This window comes from Streptococcus anginosus (assembly GCF_001697145.1).
In the GTDB taxonomy this organism is placed as follows: domain Bacteria; phylum Bacillota; class Bacilli; order Lactobacillales; family Streptococcaceae; genus Streptococcus; species Streptococcus hominis.
Window position 1 is genome coordinate 1,306,766 of the sequence record NZ_CP012719.1, and the last position, 16,955, is coordinate 1,323,720.

Annotated in this window: 12 protein-coding genes; 1 reads left to right on the top strand and 11 read right to left on the bottom strand. The window is 38.1% G+C overall.

Translation table 11 applies throughout. The features are described 5' to 3' along the window. Positions 1-63: 63 nt before the first annotated feature. The 4 genes from SanJ4206_RS06300 to rpiA form a co-directional block, all read right to left on the bottom strand. Entirely contained in the window at positions 64-819 is a 756-nt protein-coding gene (locus tag SanJ4206_RS06300; RefSeq protein ID WP_003029021.1) for a hypothetical protein, read from the bottom strand. Further along, on the bottom strand, positions 819-1,529 hold the full coding sequence (gene deoD, locus SanJ4206_RS06305) for a purine-nucleoside phosphorylase (protein ID WP_022525024.1): 711 nt from the start codon (positions 1,527-1,529) through the stop codon (positions 819-821). Before deoD ends, SanJ4206_RS06300 begins: the two co-directional genes overlap by 1 nt. Positions 1,530-1,711: 182 nt before the next feature. Beyond that, the gene (locus tag SanJ4206_RS06310; RefSeq protein ID WP_022525026.1) at positions 1,712-2,521 is read right to left on the bottom strand and encodes a purine-nucleoside phosphorylase; all 810 of its coding nucleotides are present in this window, start codon (positions 2,519-2,521) and stop codon (positions 1,712-1,714) included. A 182-nt stretch (positions 2,522-2,703) separates the two neighbouring features. Continuing rightward, positions 2,704-3,393: a ribose-5-phosphate isomerase RpiA gene (gene rpiA, locus SanJ4206_RS06315; RefSeq protein ID WP_003029018.1), complete on the bottom strand. Its 690-nt coding sequence runs from the start codon at positions 3,391-3,393 to the stop codon at positions 2,704-2,706. A gap of 355 nt (positions 3,394-3,748) precedes the next feature. Here rpiA and mnmE point away from each other — a divergent pair, with 355 nt between their 5' ends. Next, positions 3,749-5,122 carry a tRNA uridine-5-carboxymethylaminomethyl(34) synthesis GTPase MnmE gene (mnmE, locus tag SanJ4206_RS06320; protein ID WP_143876646.1) on the top strand — a complete coding sequence of 458 codons (1,374 nt, stop codon included), beginning with the start codon at positions 3,749-3,751 and terminating at the stop codon, positions 5,120-5,122. Positions 5,123-5,323: 201 nt separating this feature from the next. Here mnmE and SanJ4206_RS06325 read toward each other — a convergent pair whose 3' ends face one another. The 7 genes from SanJ4206_RS06325 to ppc form a co-directional block, all read right to left on the bottom strand. Beyond that, on the bottom strand, positions 5,324-9,703 hold the full coding sequence (locus SanJ4206_RS06325) for a GBS Bsp-like repeat-containing protein (protein ID WP_022525027.1): 4,380 nt from the start codon (positions 9,701-9,703) through the stop codon (positions 5,324-5,326). A gap of 66 nt (positions 9,704-9,769) precedes the next feature. Next, positions 9,770-10,528, bottom strand: coding sequence for a triose-phosphate isomerase (gene tpiA / locus SanJ4206_RS06330; protein WP_003023935.1), 759 nt, complete (start codon positions 10,526-10,528; stop codon positions 9,770-9,772). Positions 10,529-10,684: 156 nt separating this feature from the next. Then, entirely contained in the window at positions 10,685-11,881 is a 1,197-nt protein-coding gene (tuf, locus tag SanJ4206_RS06335) for an elongation factor Tu (protein WP_003023932.1), read from the bottom strand. A gap of 123 nt (positions 11,882-12,004) precedes the next feature. Continuing rightward, on the bottom strand, positions 12,005-13,069 hold the full coding sequence (locus tag SanJ4206_RS06340; protein WP_003029014.1) for an anti sigma factor C-terminal domain-containing protein: 1,065 nt from the start codon (positions 13,067-13,069) through the stop codon (positions 12,005-12,007). Beyond that, a complete protein-coding gene (locus tag SanJ4206_RS06345; protein ID WP_003029012.1) occupies positions 13,056-13,526 on the bottom strand; it encodes an RNA polymerase sigma factor in 471 nt (156 codons plus the stop codon). The genes SanJ4206_RS06340 and SanJ4206_RS06345 overlap by 14 nt, the downstream gene beginning before the upstream one ends. Positions 13,527-13,672: 146 nt before the next feature. Then, on the bottom strand, positions 13,673-14,197 hold the full coding sequence (locus tag SanJ4206_RS06350) for a hypothetical protein (RefSeq protein ID WP_003029010.1): 525 nt from the start codon (positions 14,195-14,197) through the stop codon (positions 13,673-13,675). Between the two features lie 58 nt (positions 14,198-14,255). Continuing rightward, complete coding sequence (gene ppc, locus SanJ4206_RS06355) at positions 14,256-16,955, bottom strand: phosphoenolpyruvate carboxylase (protein ID WP_003029009.1); 2,700 nt, start codon at positions 16,953-16,955, stop codon at positions 14,256-14,258.

Here is a 16,955-nt window from a genome sequence, read left to right on the forward strand (position 1 = left end):
ACCTCTGCGGTGGTTTTACCCACTACAGAAATTATAGAGCCATTTTATAATGAAAGAAAGCACTCAATCTATCAATGTTTTGATGACTCGATTGACTTGATCAAAGAAAAATTGCTCCTCGTCATAAGTAATACCTGTTGCTTTTGCCAACAAAATCAATATTTCCATAAAAAATTGAGAAGAAAAACCTGTAGTGGAATGCAATTCTTCTTCATCAAAATGCTTAATCAAGTGCGCCAAGGGATTTCGGACAGATTTCTCCAACTTTCGTAGTTCTTTGACCATGATTTTAACTTGCTCTGGTAAATCCAACAGTAAAATCAAGCTAGCCAGACTAGAAGAATGAACTGGACTTTCAGCATGAAAAGTACTCAAAATAGGATGATCTGTATTTTTCATCTTTTCAAAATTCCAACGATCGTAACTCGCTTCTCTGGAATTATGAATGTAGGATTCAATATCAGGAATTTCCAGCTTGATTAAACGCATAAAAATCCGATAAATAGCTGGACTAACAGCACGAATAAAATCAATCACTTGTTCATTCTTCAGTTTTGCTTCTAAATCATAGAGATAATTTGCTAATTGCTCATCTTCCTCAGACTCATGACAAAAAAGTTGAAAATCATTTCTAATTTTCAACTGATATTCCATAGCAGGGCGAATATTTAACTCTCTCCGCTCTGCCATGATATACAAAAGTTCAACTAGCTTTGATTCTGCATCGTTCAGTCTTTGAGCCAATTTATAGGCATGAGCATAATCATAGCGAGAAATAGCATACACTATTTCTTCTTTTATATCTAAATTTCCAAGCATCACTCTGAAATAAGTGTTTCTAAGCCGACTTTCATCATATCTGTGAAAGTCGTTTGTCGTTCTTCTGCTGTTGTATCTTCGTCTGGATTCACCAAGCTATCTGAAATAGTCATAATGCCAAGAGCTTCGACATTATATTGAGCAGCTAGATAGTAAAGAGCTGCCGCTTCCATTTCCACAGCCAAAACTCCCATTTTACCAAGTTCAATATTTTTTTCACCGTAGTTTGAGTAGAAAACATCTGATGATAAGACACTTCCAACATGCGTTGTCATACCAAAATTCTTGGCAAGGTGATAAGCCTTATCTAAAAGACGAAAACTTGCAATTTGCGGAAAGTCATATTGAGGCCAATCATTACGAATGATATTTGAATTTGTCGCTGCTGCTTGCGCTAATACCAATTCACGTACATGAACGTCTTTATTCAACGAACCAGCCGTTCCTACACGAATTAAACGTTTCACGCCGTAGTTAACAATCAACTCATGTGCATAGATAGAAATAGACGGAATTCCCATTCCAGTTCCCATAACACTAACACGATGCCCCTTATAAGTTCCTGTATAGCCAAACATGTTGCGAACTTCATTGAAGCATATAGCGTCCTCTAAGTAGTTTTCGGCAATGAATTTGGCACGGAGTGGATCTCCAGGTAGTAAAATTTTATCGGCAATTTCGCCTTGTTTTGCTGCAATATGGATTGACATAAGTAAGATACCAAGCCCGTCAAAAACCAAACTGAAAAGTACAAGCGCTAAAAAACTTTTCTTAGGAGCTTATTCATCTCAGAAAGGATTGCGTGTGGGTTTTATTCCTTTCGTTTTTAGTTGAGTTCAGAAAGAGATGTGATTGTAAGCTCAATCTTCGACTCTTTTTACATTTATGTTTTTTATAGTTCTGCAAGGATTGCTTTTACAAGTCCTTTAAAGTTTTCCTTGATACGTTCTGTCACTTCTACGACTTCTTCGTGGTTTAGCTCGCTTTGAAAACCAGCTGCAAAGTTTGTAATAGCTGAAATTCCCAATACTTTCAAGCCTGAGTGAGCTGCCACAATTGCTTCCGGAACAGTTGACATACCAACAGCACTTGCGCCTAATGTTTGGAAAGCACGGATTTCTGCTGGTGTTTCATACGTTGGTCCCGTCACACCCAGATAAACTCCTTCTTTCAATTCAATGCCTAATTTTTCTGCTACGGTGTGGGCTTTTTCACGGTAAGCTTTTGTATAAGCATCAGACATATCTGGGAAGCGTGGACCAAATTCATCCAAATTCGCTCCAATCAAAGGATTTTGCCCCGTCAGATTGATATGGTCTGAAATAGCCATTAACGTCCCTGGACCATATCCAATCCCTCCAGCGGCATTGGTAACAATGACACCTTCACAGCCTAGCGCTTTCATTACACGGACTGGGAAAGTCACTACTTCCATTGGATTTCCTTCGTAAAAATGAAAACGTCCTTGCAAAGCCAGTACTTTCCGACCTGCTAAGTCGCCATAAACCAATTTTCCAGCATGCCCAACCACCGTTGAGCGACCCCAATTAGGAATGCCTGCATAGTCAATGCTGACAGCATTTTCAATCTCACCAGCTAATTCTCCCAAACCAGAACCGAGAATCAAACCAAATTCTGGTGCAGTAATTCCTTTATCTTTTAAAAACTGTGCTGTTTCGTTAATTTTATCCATTAAATTCATATCTTTATCCTTTTTTATCTTTTTTAATTTTCACTTGAAAAATGCTGAATGGCACAATTCTGTTCCACTCTCAAGAGCATATTCTAATCTTTCTTGTTCTTTTTGAACAGAATTTAGTGCAATACTAATTCGGACTGAATCCATGACAATGACATAAATATAATAACATGTGACATAAAATTCTATTCTCCTTTTGATTTGGTTGATTTTAAAATTTGCACACCATTTCCTCCAGCAACAATGACCATATCCACCATTTGATTAAAGAGTCCATGTTCTACCACACCGACTACATGATCTAGCTTTTGCCCAAATTCGACTGGATTTTCAATCACGCCTAAATCAAGATCAATAATGAAATTCTGCATATCCGTGACATAGCGCTTCCCATTTTTTTCACGAAATGACGGTTTATAGCCTGCATGTTCAAAACGACGGAAAAGCTGTTCTGCTCCGTATTGTACGACTTCTACCGGTAATTTGAAAGCACCTAGTTTACCAACCATTTTACTTTCATCAACTACCCAAATGTAGGTTTTGGTTGGAGTTGCGACAACTTTTTCCATAAGCAGAGCGCCGCCACCGCCTTTGATACCGTTGAAGTCAGTATCCACCTCATCAGCTCCGTCAACGGTCACGTCTACTTCATCTACTTCATCAATTGATTTCAAAGGAATATCTAAACGCCGAGCTTGTTCACTCGTTGTGCTTGAAGTTGTAACTGCTGTTATTTTCAGTCCTTCTTCCTTGATACGCCGTCCAACTTCTTCCACAAAATAATAGGCAGTCGAACCCGTTCCTAAACCAACTACCATACCGTCTTTCACATATTCTGCAGCTTTGATTCCTGCCATTTTTTTGAGGTTTTCCATTTTTGCTCCTTTATTCAATCTGCTTCTAGTATACCATGATTTGCCAACTTTAGCACCCCAAAAATGAAACCACTTTCTTTTTAAATGATCCCTTTTTTACAAACATTCTAAAATCCGAATATTCTATTTTTCTTGATTATAAGACACCAAAAATTCCAAATTTTCTCCGCCATAATTTGATATATCAAACGATTAACCGAATGATGATTGAACCTTTCTTAAAATTTATTTTATTGTATTAAAGAGAGATGATGAACTTATTTGAACAAAAATAGCATGTAAAAACCTTGCGACTAACCTTGTTTTGCGTTACAATGAATATAGATTGCATAAACACATTATAAGGATTAAATTGATGATAACCAAAGAATTTGATACGATTGCTGCCATTTCCACTCCTCTTGGTGAAGGGGCTATCGGCATTGTTAGACTGAGCGGGACGAATAGCTTTGCCATTGCTCAAAAAATCTTCAAAGGAAAAGATTTAAGTACGGTTGCCAGTCACACACTAAATTATGGGCATATTATTGACCCAGAAAAAAACGAAATTTTAGATGAAGTTATGATTGGAGCTATGCGTTCTCCGAAAACCTTCACACGTGAAGACGTGATTGAGATTAACACCCACGGAGGGATTGCTGTGACCAACGAAATCCTCCAATTAGCTATTCGCGAAGGTGCCAGAATGGCAGAACCTGGTGAATTTACTAAGCGCGCCTTTCTCAATGGACGTGTGGATTTGACGCAAGCAGAGGCTATCATGGACATTATTCGGGCAAAAACGGACAAAGCCATGAATATCGCCGTCAAGCAACTGGACGGTTCTCTGTCCGACCTCATCAACAATACACGTCAGGAAATTCTTAACACACTGGCTCAAGTCGAGGTCAATATTGACTATCCAGAATATGATGACGTTGAGGAAATGACTACCAAACTGTTGCGTGAAAAAACTGCTGAATTTGAAAAACTGCTGACTCAACTTTTAAAAACAGCTCGTCGCGGTAAGATTCTACGCGAAGGAATTTCGACTGCTATTATTGGTCGCCCTAATGTCGGAAAATCTAGTCTCCTTAACAACTTGCTCCGTGAAGATAAGGCTATTGTAACGGACATTGCTGGAACCACTCGCGATGTCATCGAAGAATATGTCAACATCAACGGAGTGCCACTTAAGTTGATTGATACTGCGGGTATTCGTGATACAGATGATATTGTCGAACAAATCGGAGTAGAACGTTCTAAAAAAGCGCTCCAAGACGCTGACCTTGTGCTTCTTGTGCTAAATGCAAGCGAGCCATTGACAGAACAAGACCGCAAACTGTTAGAAATCAGTCAAGACACCAATCGTATCTTGCTGCTCAATAAAACCGACTTAGAAGAAAAGATTGAAGTTGACCAGCTTCCCGATGACTTTATCAAGATTTCTGTTCTCCAAAATCAAAATATTGATAAAATCGAAGAACGAATCAACCAACTTTTCTTTGAAAATGCAGGCATTGTAGAGCAAGACGCTACTTATCTCTCTAACGCTCGTCATATTTCTCTAATTGAAAAAGCTGTTGAAAGTCTCCACGCTGTCAATGAGGGACTGGATTTAGGAATGCCTGTTGACTTAGTCCAAGTGGATCTCACCCGAACATGGGAAATCCTTGGTGAAATAACAGGTGACGCCGCTCCTGATGAACTCATTAGCCAACTTTTCAGCCAATTTTGTTTGGGAAAATAATAGTAAACAAATTCGAACAAAAACAAGTAAGCTCTATGATTTCTATAGGAATAACCTTAGAAATCATAGAGCTTCTTACTTTTCATCAAAAAGAGAATAAGACAGAACTAAACATTTAAAATTTTTAGTTCGTAGTTTCAACCTTTCATTACTAAACCGATAAAATGGCAGAAACTTCATTCTCATAGAGCAGACACAATATTATGCTCTGATTGTCATGAATGGAGAACCTTCTGTATTGTCAGTTGGATCCAAACTCCGTACTCTAAATAAATAATCTACTGAATAATAGCCATTATTATTAGCATTATACGGATCCATTACGTAAGTTATTCCGTTGTTATAGCCTCTCATGACTAGCTCATGCGTAACAGGATAATTTGCAAATACACTGGTTCCTACTGCACCAAGCACATGGTGTCCCATAGCAAGCGCTTCTCGCACAGCTGCGGTTGAACCTAAAACATCTGTTTTCAAGCCCCAATGTCGAGCTGCTAATACAATACCATGGCTCGTTGTGCCGTAGCTTCTCTTATTGAATTCATTTGTAGAATGATAGAGATAATCTGCCACAGTTGTTGGTAAAACAGTCTGTCCTGTAATACCAGAAATTGCCATAGCGACCGTTGTTGGCACGCAACCCGTTGCAGCAAATGTGTAGCCTCCATAAGTTCGTCCTGCCCAACGACCATCACGTTGAGAATAATATGGCGTTTCATAGACTCTTTTGTTAACTTGAAGTTTAATCCCCCCCACACCAACTAATTGACCATCATTTTGAACATAATATAGATGGACATTGTATTCACCAGTGGAGTTTTTATGATTACTAGCATTGACAAATAATTTATAAGTTCCATCAGCTTGTTTTGTGGCTGTGTACCAACTAACATCATCTTGTCCATTGACACTAGACCAAGTTGGTAGTTTCACTTCACGCACACCATTGGGACTGAAAACATTGGATACGACAACTTCAAAAGTTCCTGTGTTGGGATTATTGTTTTGAATAGTGATTTTTCCAGTTGGTTTCAGCTTATCTGGAGAAATTGTGACATTGGTTGATGTACCACCTACTCCAATCAATGTTCCATTATTTTGAACATAGTATAAATGAACATAATATAAACCGGTTGAATATTTATGATCACTGGCTTTGACTGTGACTTTATAGGTTCCATTGACTTGCTTTGTAGCAGTGTACCAAATAATATCATCCTGACCATTGACACTAGACCAAATTGGCACACTGACTGTCTTCACTCCACCAGCTGGATTGGAAACTTCTGATACAATCACATCAAAGGTTCCTGTATCAGGATTATTATTGGCAATAGTAATTTTCCCTTGTGGTTTAGCAATAGAAACATTGGTTTTCGTTCCAGTCACACCAACTAATTGGCCATCATTTTGAACATAGTAAAGATGGATATTATACTCACCAACCGAGTTTTTGTGATTACTTGCCTTGACCGTTACTTTATAAGTTCCATTGGCTTGCTTAGCTGCCGTATACCAGATAATATCATCCTGTCCATTCACACTAGACCAAATTGGCAACTTGACTTCGCGTACACCGTAAGGATTAGAAACATTGGACACGATAACATCAAATGTCCCAGTATCAGGATTATTGTTTTGAATGGTAATTTGTCCTTGTGGCTTAGCTAAAGAAACAACTGTTTGTGTCCCTGCTACACCTACTAATTTACCATCATCTTGTACATAATAAAGATGAACATTGTATATGCCTGTTGAATATTTATGATCACTAGCTTTAACCGTTACCTTATAGGTTCCATTGACTTGCTTTGTAGCAGTGTACCAAATAATATCATCCTGACCATTGACACTAGACCAAACTGGCACACTGACTATCTTCACTCCACCAGCTGGATTGGAAACTTCTGATACAATCACATCAAAGGTTCCTGTATCAGGATTATTATTGGCAATAGTAATTTTCCCTTGTGGTTTAGCAATAGAAACATTGGTTTTCGTTCCAGTCACACCAACTAATTGGCCATCATTTTGAACATAGTAAAGATGGATATTATACTCACCAACCGAGTTTTTGTGATTACTTGCCTTGACCGTTACTTTATAAGTTCCATCAGATTGTCTAGCAGCTGTATACCAAATAATATCGTCCTGACCATTGACATTAGACCAGGTCGGTAATTTCACTTCACGAACACCATCTGGATTAGAAACATTGGAGACAATCACTTCAAAAGTTCCTTTATTCGCATCTTTATTTTGAATCGTTAATGTACCTTTTGGACGTGCAATTGAAACTTCGGTAGTTGTTCCACCTACTCCAACGATTTTACCATTGTCTTGGATATAATACAGATGAATGTGGTATAAGCCTGTACTTCTTTTATGGTCACTCGCTTTGATAGTTGTTTTGTAAGTTCCATTGGCCTGTCTAGTGGCAGTGTACCAGATAATATCGTCCTGACCATTGACATTAGACCAGGTCGGTAATTTCACTTCACGAACACCGTAAGGGCTAGAAACACCTGAAACAATCACATCAAAGGTTCCTGTGTCTGGATTATTATTTTGAATGGTAAGATTCCCTTTTGCTCTCGCTAAAGAAACATTTACTTGTGTTCCAGCTACTCCAACGATTTTGCCATTGCCTTGGATATAATATAGATGAACATTATATAGACCTGTTGAATATTTGTGATCACTTACCTTGACAGTTGTCTTATAAGTCCCATCAGCTTGTTTTTTAGCGGTATACCAGATAATGTCGTCTTGACCATCCACATGAGACCAGGTCGGTAATTTCACTTCACGAACACCATCTGGACTGGAAACGCCTGAGACAATCACATCAAAAGTTCCTGCGTCTGGATTGTTATTTGTGATAGTCAAAGTACCTTTAGGATGCGCAATCGAAACTGTTGTCGTTGTCCCTGTTACTCCTACCAACTGATTATTTTCTTGGATATAATATACATGAATATTATACTCTCCAGTTGATTTTTTATGATCAGTCGCTTTAACTGTTACTTTATAGGTTCCATTGGCTTGCTTCTTAGCAGTATACCAGATAATATCATCTTGACCACCGATGCTGGACCAAATTGGAACTTTCACTTCACGAACGCCATAAGGACTAGAAACATTGGAAATAAGGACATCAAATGTTCCTGTGTCAGGATTATTATTAGCAATGGTCACCTTTCCTTGAGGTCGTCCTAATGAAAGCTCGGTAGTTGTTCCACCTACGCCAACCAATTTCCCATTATTTTGGATGTAATAAAGGTGAATATGATAGAGTCCTGTAGAAAATTTGTGATCTACTGCCCTTACTGTTACTTTATAGGTTCCATCAGTCTGTTTAGAAGCTGTATACCAAATAATGTCATCTTGACCATTGACATTAGACCAAGTCGGTACTTTCACTTCACGAACGCCATAAGGAGCAGAAACATCTGACACAATCACATCAAAGGTTCCTGTGTTAGGATTCTTGTTTTGAACCGTGATTTTTCCCTTTATTGGCTGATTTGCAGCACGGTTGCTTGGAGTTGCCTTATTCGTAAATCGTCCAGTATAATCCACGCTTTGATCAAATACATGACGACCAGATAGTAGTTCAGCTTGCGAAGTAAACTGCCAAGCACCCGCTTCACTATTATATTTCAGTATTTTCGCATCATCTGCACTTAATTTTGAAGTTGGATATTGCGCTACCCAGAAATTTTCCAAGCCAAATTGCTCTGTTTGGATTGGTCCTTTCGTTCTGAGATTATTTCGATCAAGCCAACTTGCACTTGTATAGTACATCAAATTTGAAAAACCCATACGCCGCATTTCATCTGCCCAAGCTTGAGTAGTTGCATTGATATTCGGACGCATATCAGAATCTTCAATATCATTTACCATAACAGTTGAGGAAGGAAGGTTCAATCGCCTTGCTTCCTCTGCAAAATAGCGCGCTTCTGCTCTTGCTTCTGCTTCATTAGTATAATGAGAAAAAGCATAAGCCGACACTTGCATACCTGCCGCTTGTGCATTCTGTGTTTGAGAAGCCGCATAAGGATTTTTATAACTCGTTCCTTCTGTTAATTTGACAACAACCCCATTTACCCCTTTTTCAGCTAAATGTTGATAATCCTCTTTGCTGATATGTCCATTATGACTGCTGACATCCACAAAAGTTGATTTTTTCACTTGTGCATCAGGATTACTTCTAGCTGTTGCTTGATTATTCTGTGCAGCAAAAAAAGTTGACTTGTTGTCTTTTTTAGTCTCAGTTGTAGTTGTCGAATTTTCTTTTACAACATTTTGTTCTTCTGAAACTTTAGCTTCAGTTGAAGCGGTTGATGAAGCAGTTGCTTCATTTTTAGATGAAGAAGATGAAGTTGTTTGATTTATTGGAGCAGTTTGAGTTACTTCTTTTGTTTGGAGTTCAACTGAAGAATGAGCTTCTTGTTTATTGACTTCTACTGTCGGCTCTAGCGTAGAAGTTTTTACAGATTCATCAGCAAAAATTTGCTGTGAACTAGCTGCAATTAAAATAGCTGTGCTTGCTAAATAAAATAAACTTTTCTTTTTCATTTTATTTCTCCATTTTAAAATAAGCCTGCCATAAAATATGGCAAGCTAACTATTTCTTTTAAGAAATTATTTTACAAAGTCCAACAATGCAAGGAAACTTTCTGCTTCAAGTGATGCTCCACCAACAAGGGCACCGTCAACATCTGGACATGCCATGTATTCAGCTACATTGTTCGGTTTTACTGAGCCGCCGTATTGTACACGTACTTTGTCAGCCACTTCTTGACCAAAGTCAGCTGCTACAACATCACGAACTGCTTTACACATTTTTTGAGCATCGTCTTGAGTAGCTGATTTACCAGTACCGATAGCCCAGATTGGTTCATAAGCAATGACAAGAGAAGACACTTGTTCTGCTGTCAATCCTTTAAGGGCTGCAGATACTTGAGCACCTACAAATTCCACTGCTTTACCAGCTTCGTAAGTTTCAAGAGATTCACCACAGCAGATGATTGGAAGAAGACCGTTGCGGAAGATAGCATGAGCTTTCTTGTTGATATCTTCGTCTGTTTCATGGAAATAGTCACGACGTTCAGAGTGACCAATTACAACATAATCAAGACCCATTTCAGAAAGAACTTTGGGACTATTTTCACCAGTAAATGCACCAGCATCTTCAAAATAAGTATTTTGTGCAGCAACTTTAAGATTTGAACCTTTTGCTGCAGCAAGAACTGTCGTCAAATCAAGCGCAGGAGCTGCGATACCTGCTTCAACAAGATCAGATGAAGGAAGTTTACTTGCAACTGCTTCTACAAAAGCTTTAGCTTCTTCTGGATTTTTATTCATTTTCCAGTTACCAGCAATAAATGGTTTACGTGACATTTCACATACCTCTTCTTTTTTTATTTACATCTATTATTTTACCATAATTTAATAGAGAAATAAAGACTGAGTCGAATGAAATCATAAAAAAGAAAGCCCCGCAACAGCGGAGCTCATTTGTCTGACTTTAATTGTTCATCTGGGAACTTAATTGAATTAAGCTTCGATTTCTGTAACCATACCTGAACCTACAGTACGTCCACCTTCACGGATAGAGAATGTAGTTCCTTGTTCTACGGCAATTGGGTGGATCAATTCAACGTCGATTGTTACGTTATCACCAGGCATTACCATTTCAGTACCTGCAGGAAGTTCGATTGAACCTGTAACGTCTGTAGTACGGAAGTAGAATTGAGGACGGTAGTTGTTGAAGAATGGAGTATGACGTCCACCTTCTTCTTTAGTAAGGATGTAAACTTCACCTTTGAATTTAGTGTGTGGATGAATTGAACCTGGTTTAGCAAGAACTTGTCCACGTTCGATTTCGTCACGTTGGATACCACGAAGAAGAACCCCTACGTTATCTCCAGCAAGACCTTCGTCCAATTGTTTACGGAACATTTCAACACCAGTAACAACTGCTTTTTGAATTTCGTCACGGATACCAACGATTTCAACTTCGTCGTTGACTTTAACAGTACCACGGTCGATACGTCCTGAAGCAACAGTACCACGTCCAGTAATTGAGAATACATCTTCGACTGGAAGAAGCAATGGTTTGTCAGTGTCACGTTCTGGTTCTGGAATGTATTCATCAACAGTATCCATCAATTCCATGATGATGTCTTCATATTTTTCATCACCTTCAAGAGCTTTAAGAGCTGAACCTTGGATAACTGGGATTTCATCACCTGGGAAATCGTATTCTGAAAGAAGGTCACGGATTTCCATTTCAACCAATTCAAGCAATTCTTCATCGTCAACCAAGTCAACTTTGTTCATGAAGACGATAAGGTATTTAACACCTACTTGGCGTGAAAGAAGGATGTGTTCACGAGTTTGAGGCATTGGTCCGTCAGTTGAAGCTACTACAAGGATAGCTCCGTCCATTTGAGCAGCACCAGTGATCATGTTTTTAACGTAGTCCGCGTGCCCTGGAGCGTCGATGTGAGCATAGTGACGTTTAGCAGTTTCGTATTCAACGTGTGCAGTGTTGATAGTGATTCCGCGTTCGCGTTCTTCTGGAGCAGCATCAATAGATGAATAATCTTTTGGTTGGTTAACTGAACTTGGAAGACGACGTGCAAGTACAGTCGTGATAGCTGCAGTTAGGGTAGTTTTACCATGGTCAACGTGTCCGATTGTACCGATGTTAACGTGTGGTTTACTACGATCGTATTTTTCTTTTGCCATTTGAGTAAAAGCCTCCAATAAAATATATTTTATAGATAGACAGTAGGCAATACAGTCTAACTTTCCTTACTATTTTATCAAATTTTCTTCAAATTGCAAGCATTTTACGCCTTTTTTATCAATTTATTCTTTGTCCAACTTGTAGTATGGTTGATTTGGTATAGAAGCTCCAATGCTTGATGCATAAATCCACTCCTTACCTTCCAGCTGTGCAAAATTTTCAGATTTTCCTGTTAGGATAACGCCTGAGAACTCTAATTTGTCTAGGTCTTCTTTCTTAGACAAGTCTAGCTTACCAAATTTTTTCAAGTAGGTTTTAATGTCATCTGACGGAGTTACATTATTGTAGCTACTTTTTCCAAATCTACTTTTAATATATTTCTTCAAATTAGTCAAGAATCCATCTACATCCTTCATTTCGGAAAGTCTGTCACTCAGTTTCTCTCCTTCTTTGAGGTTTTTAATAGCTTCTTCTGCTTCCTTTTTGTGAACATATTCTTTTTGCGTTAGATAATCTGGACTCGTACCATATAGATTGCTTGGTTGCCACCAGCTTGGATCGCTTGTTGAATTTGTACCAATCCAATACCAATTGGTCTTGAGGTTCTTAGGTATCATTGCCCGAATTTCTTTTAAACTATATGGTTTATCAAAGGTCAGAGCCACTTCTACCAGTTGATTTTTCATTTCTTTGATATAAGGAAGTTCTTGGGTTGGTTCATGGACAGGTTCTCCTTTCTCTTCTTTAGCTTTTTTATTGTAGAATTGTGGCACTTTTTGATTGTTTTCTATTTGAATAGTTGCCCCGGATTCTGTATATCTTCCAGAATTTGCATGAAAAAGAGTTCCTCGATCGATATTAAAAATTCCAAAATCTGTCTTGTATTCACCATAGTCTAGTGGAATCCCATAAATATCTTTGGCTTGTCTACCTTTAATACCACCGTGAAACATATCCCCACCATTAGCAGACCATGTATACGTTTCAATATTAGGAAAGGCGACGCTTTCAACTAGTTGTACCTCATTGACCACCTTCCAAGCTTGGTCGCTGATGAGCTTTCCTGTAATCATACGAGCAGCAATATATATTCCAAAAAATACTACCACTACTGTTGTTGACCAGAGGATAATCCGCTTGATATTTCTCTTTTTGTTTTTCTTTGCAACAATTTCAAATGTTTCCATGATGATATCCTTTCTTTTCCAAAATCTGTCGAAGTTTCTTTCGACTGCGCATGAGCTGAACTTTGACTTTGCTCTTAGAATAATGGAGTACTTCTGCTATTTCTCCTGTTGAAAACCCTTGAAAATAATAAAGATCCAACATGATTTTATCCTGTGTTGGCAACTTTTCTACTTCCTCCATGAGAAAGTCATAATCTGCTCCTTCAACAATCAATTGATTTTCCTTTGTAAAAAAATCTCGTCGCAGGATTTCCATATAATGCTTATCACGCCGGTATTTGTCAATATAGCGGCGAATAGACACACGATACATCCAAGCTCGCATTTTTTCAGCAGGGATGACAAAATCAGACTCTAGCATTTTGATAAAAACATCTTGAACAACATCTTCTGCTTGCTCTTTTGGAACGCCTGAGCCTTGCAGATAATAGACGATTTCTTTCGCAAAGGCAATCAAGACTTTTTCATAATCATCTAATTTGATATTCTCATCCCCCTTCCTTCACTAGTATAACGAATTGGAAGCGTTTTCGGTTACAAAGATATAAAAAAATCGGAAATAATCCGATTTTTACACTTTTTACTCTTGCCAAGACATATAAATTAATGTGTTGATCCCAAAAATACTATTAAAGAAAAAATAACAGCAATTACAATGAAAGCAGCAACATAAATGGCACGTCCAACTGGGTGCTTGGGATTTATTGCTATACCAAGCCTTCTAGCTTCTGAAAATACTTTAGAATTTTGAAACCGATAATACTCATATAAATAACCTGCTACTAACATGCAAAATATGAAAACACATAGTAGAGAAGCCAATAATTTTTGAGTAGCAAGCGAAATGCTGTTACCAAAAGTAAGCATTACACCGATTACTATCAATAAACAAAGCAGAAAAATATAAAAGAACCAAATACTGATTTTTCTTATCTGCATATATTTTCGAGCGTTATTATTTTTTTCATTAAGGTGTCGATAATAAATATTGCCTAAAATAAGTATAATCAGCAAACCTGCCAATCCTATGAAGCTTATTAAGTTGCTCATGTCAGTAAAAACACTGATACTAGCAAATAATATAAAGCCTACTGTAACAATACCATTAAAAATCTTTCTTTTACTCATCACAACTAAACCTTCTTACACACAAGCATTCGTTATCATCTTACACTTTCATTCTACATCAGCCTGAGTTTCTCAGTCCTGTCGCAATTCCGTTGATTGTGATATGAATCAATCGTTCTTCATCCGAGGATAATTCTCCACGGCGTTGACGCTTGATGAGTTCTAGCTGAATATAATTCAAAATGTTAAAGTAACGCATGCGGTAGTCTAAACTGTCTCGCAAGTAGGGATTTTCTTCTAACAGGTCGTCATAATCTTCAATGGCAAGAATAACATTCTTGGTTAATTGCCACTCATCCAAAATTGTATAATAAATTTCTTGTACTTCTTTATCTTCACACAATTGAGCATATTCAAAGGCGATATTCATATTCGACTTTGATAACACCATGTCTACATTGGACAGAAGTGATTGGAAGAAAGGCCAATTTTTATACATCTTTCTCAAAAAAGCTAGATTTTCTTCTGGATTTTCATCAATAAATTCTTTAAAGCTGGATCCAACACCATACCAACCAGGGAACATCACCCGACTTTGTGACCATGAAAAGACCCACGGAATGGCACGCAAGCCACCGATTTCAGTAATGGTTTTACGCGCAGCCGGTCGCGAACCAATATTAAAGCTGGAAATAGCTTTGATCGGGCTTGATTCAAAGAAATAATCATAAAAATGCTCATTGCCAAAAACCAAATCACGATAAATTTGATAGCTTCGTTCCACTATCTGATCCATAATGCGCTCGTAGCGATTAGACGTGTTGGTATCACTTTTTTTCTTAGTAATCATACGGTTAATCGTTGCCGACACTAGCATTTCTAAATTGTAATACGCTGCGTCTTTATTTCCGTATTTATTGCCAATGACTTCTCCTTGCTCTGTCAGGCGAATCCGATCATTGATACTGCGGAGAGGCTGAGAGGTAATGGCTTCATAAGTAGGTCCGCCACCACGACCAACCGTTCCACCACGACCGTGGAAGAAGGTGATTTTCACACCAAATTCATCTCCGATAGCGGTCAGTTGCTGTTGAGCTTTATAAAGAGTCCAGCAGGATGATAAGTAGCCACCGTCTTTATTGCTGTCCGAATAGCCCAGCATGATTTCTTGATAATTGTTATTAGAGGCAATCCATTTCTGGGCAATTGGAAGAGATAAGTATTTCTTCATCGTGTCATAGGAATTATCCAAGTCTTCAATGGTTTCAAAGAGTGGCACAATCTGTACACGCGCAAATTCTTTATCAATGAGACCAACTTCCTTGTGCATAACAGCCAACTCTAAAAGGTCAGACACGCTCGTAGCATGAGAAATAATGGTTTGCTTAATGATAGCATCTCCTAGCTTATCTTTCAACTCACGAGCCGTTTGAAAAATCTCTAATTCTTTTTGCAAAAGGGCAGATTTTTTAGCATGTGTAGCAGAAAGAATCCGCGGATCATAGAGAAGTTCATTTAGCAGAACGTGACATTTTTCGTCTTCAGAAAGCTCGCTATAATGCTCCACAATTCCTGCGCTCGCTAATAACTCCGCAACGCAGGCTTCATGAACACTAGAATCTTGTCGCATATCAATGGAAGCAAGATAAAAACCGAATACTTCCACTGCTTGAAGCAACTCAGTAAACTCACCAGAAATCATTGCTTCGCCTTTATTTTCAAGAAGAGACTGCTTGATAGCTAGTAAATCATGTTTAAATTCTTCAATTTTGTGGTAATGTGGCTCTGTTTTGATTTGGCTAATAAAGTAAGTCTTTGTATTTTTCAGTTTTGTTCGAATATAGTAGAAGGCTCGACGATATAATTCTTTTTCGCGGTAAATGGAATTATCTTCTGACAGATAAGCCATTTCCTGCACCGCTTCACTAACTTTTACGATACCTGTTGACAAAGAAAATTCACGGTACAAATTAGCAACTTTCGTATCGTAATAGTTCATAATCACTTCACATTGGGTCAAAGCGGATTTTTTCAATGTTTCAGCTGTAACATAAGGATTTCCATCTCGGTCGCCACCAATCCACATTCCCATTGTAATAGGGGTTGGATTTTTTAAGTCAATTCCATGTTTTTTGGCTAGGCGCTTGTATTCTTCTGTTAAATTAGTCACCGCCTGCAAGAAAGAGCTATTGTAGTATTCCATCACATTGGTGATTTCATTGGTCACTTTTAATTTCTTCTCACGAATCATATCTGTCCGCATGATAATTTCGATATACCGACGAAGATTATTGTGCCATTTTTGCTCATTGAGCAAGCCCATTCGCACATCGCGGTATTTACGCAACAAAACGTGAATATGATTGGTCAAATCCAGCATAGTCGTTCGTTGCACTTGAGTTGGATGAGCTGTTAAAACAGGGACCACATTCAAATGCTCCAAAATTTCAGCAGCGTTTTCCTTTTCAGCAACCAAATCAATCGTTGTGGATAATTTCCCAAGATAATCTTGACCCACATTATTTTGATAGTTAATCTCAAAAGCCAAATCCACATCTTCTGAAATATTGATTAAAAGAGGCAGGATTGAAAAATAACGAGAAATATAGGACATTTCCTTGTTCGATAGACTTTGAACAATCTCATTTAACCCTTCATAATTTCCAACTGCTGCTAATTCTTTTAAAGCAATGATTTTTTCAAAGGTTTCAGGACTCAGCATATTTTTTGTAACTTCTTCTAATAAGTCCGTCAGAATCGTAACTTCTTCTTTGATAACTTCTTTATTGTTGTAATTTTCTAATTTTTGAAGTGACAT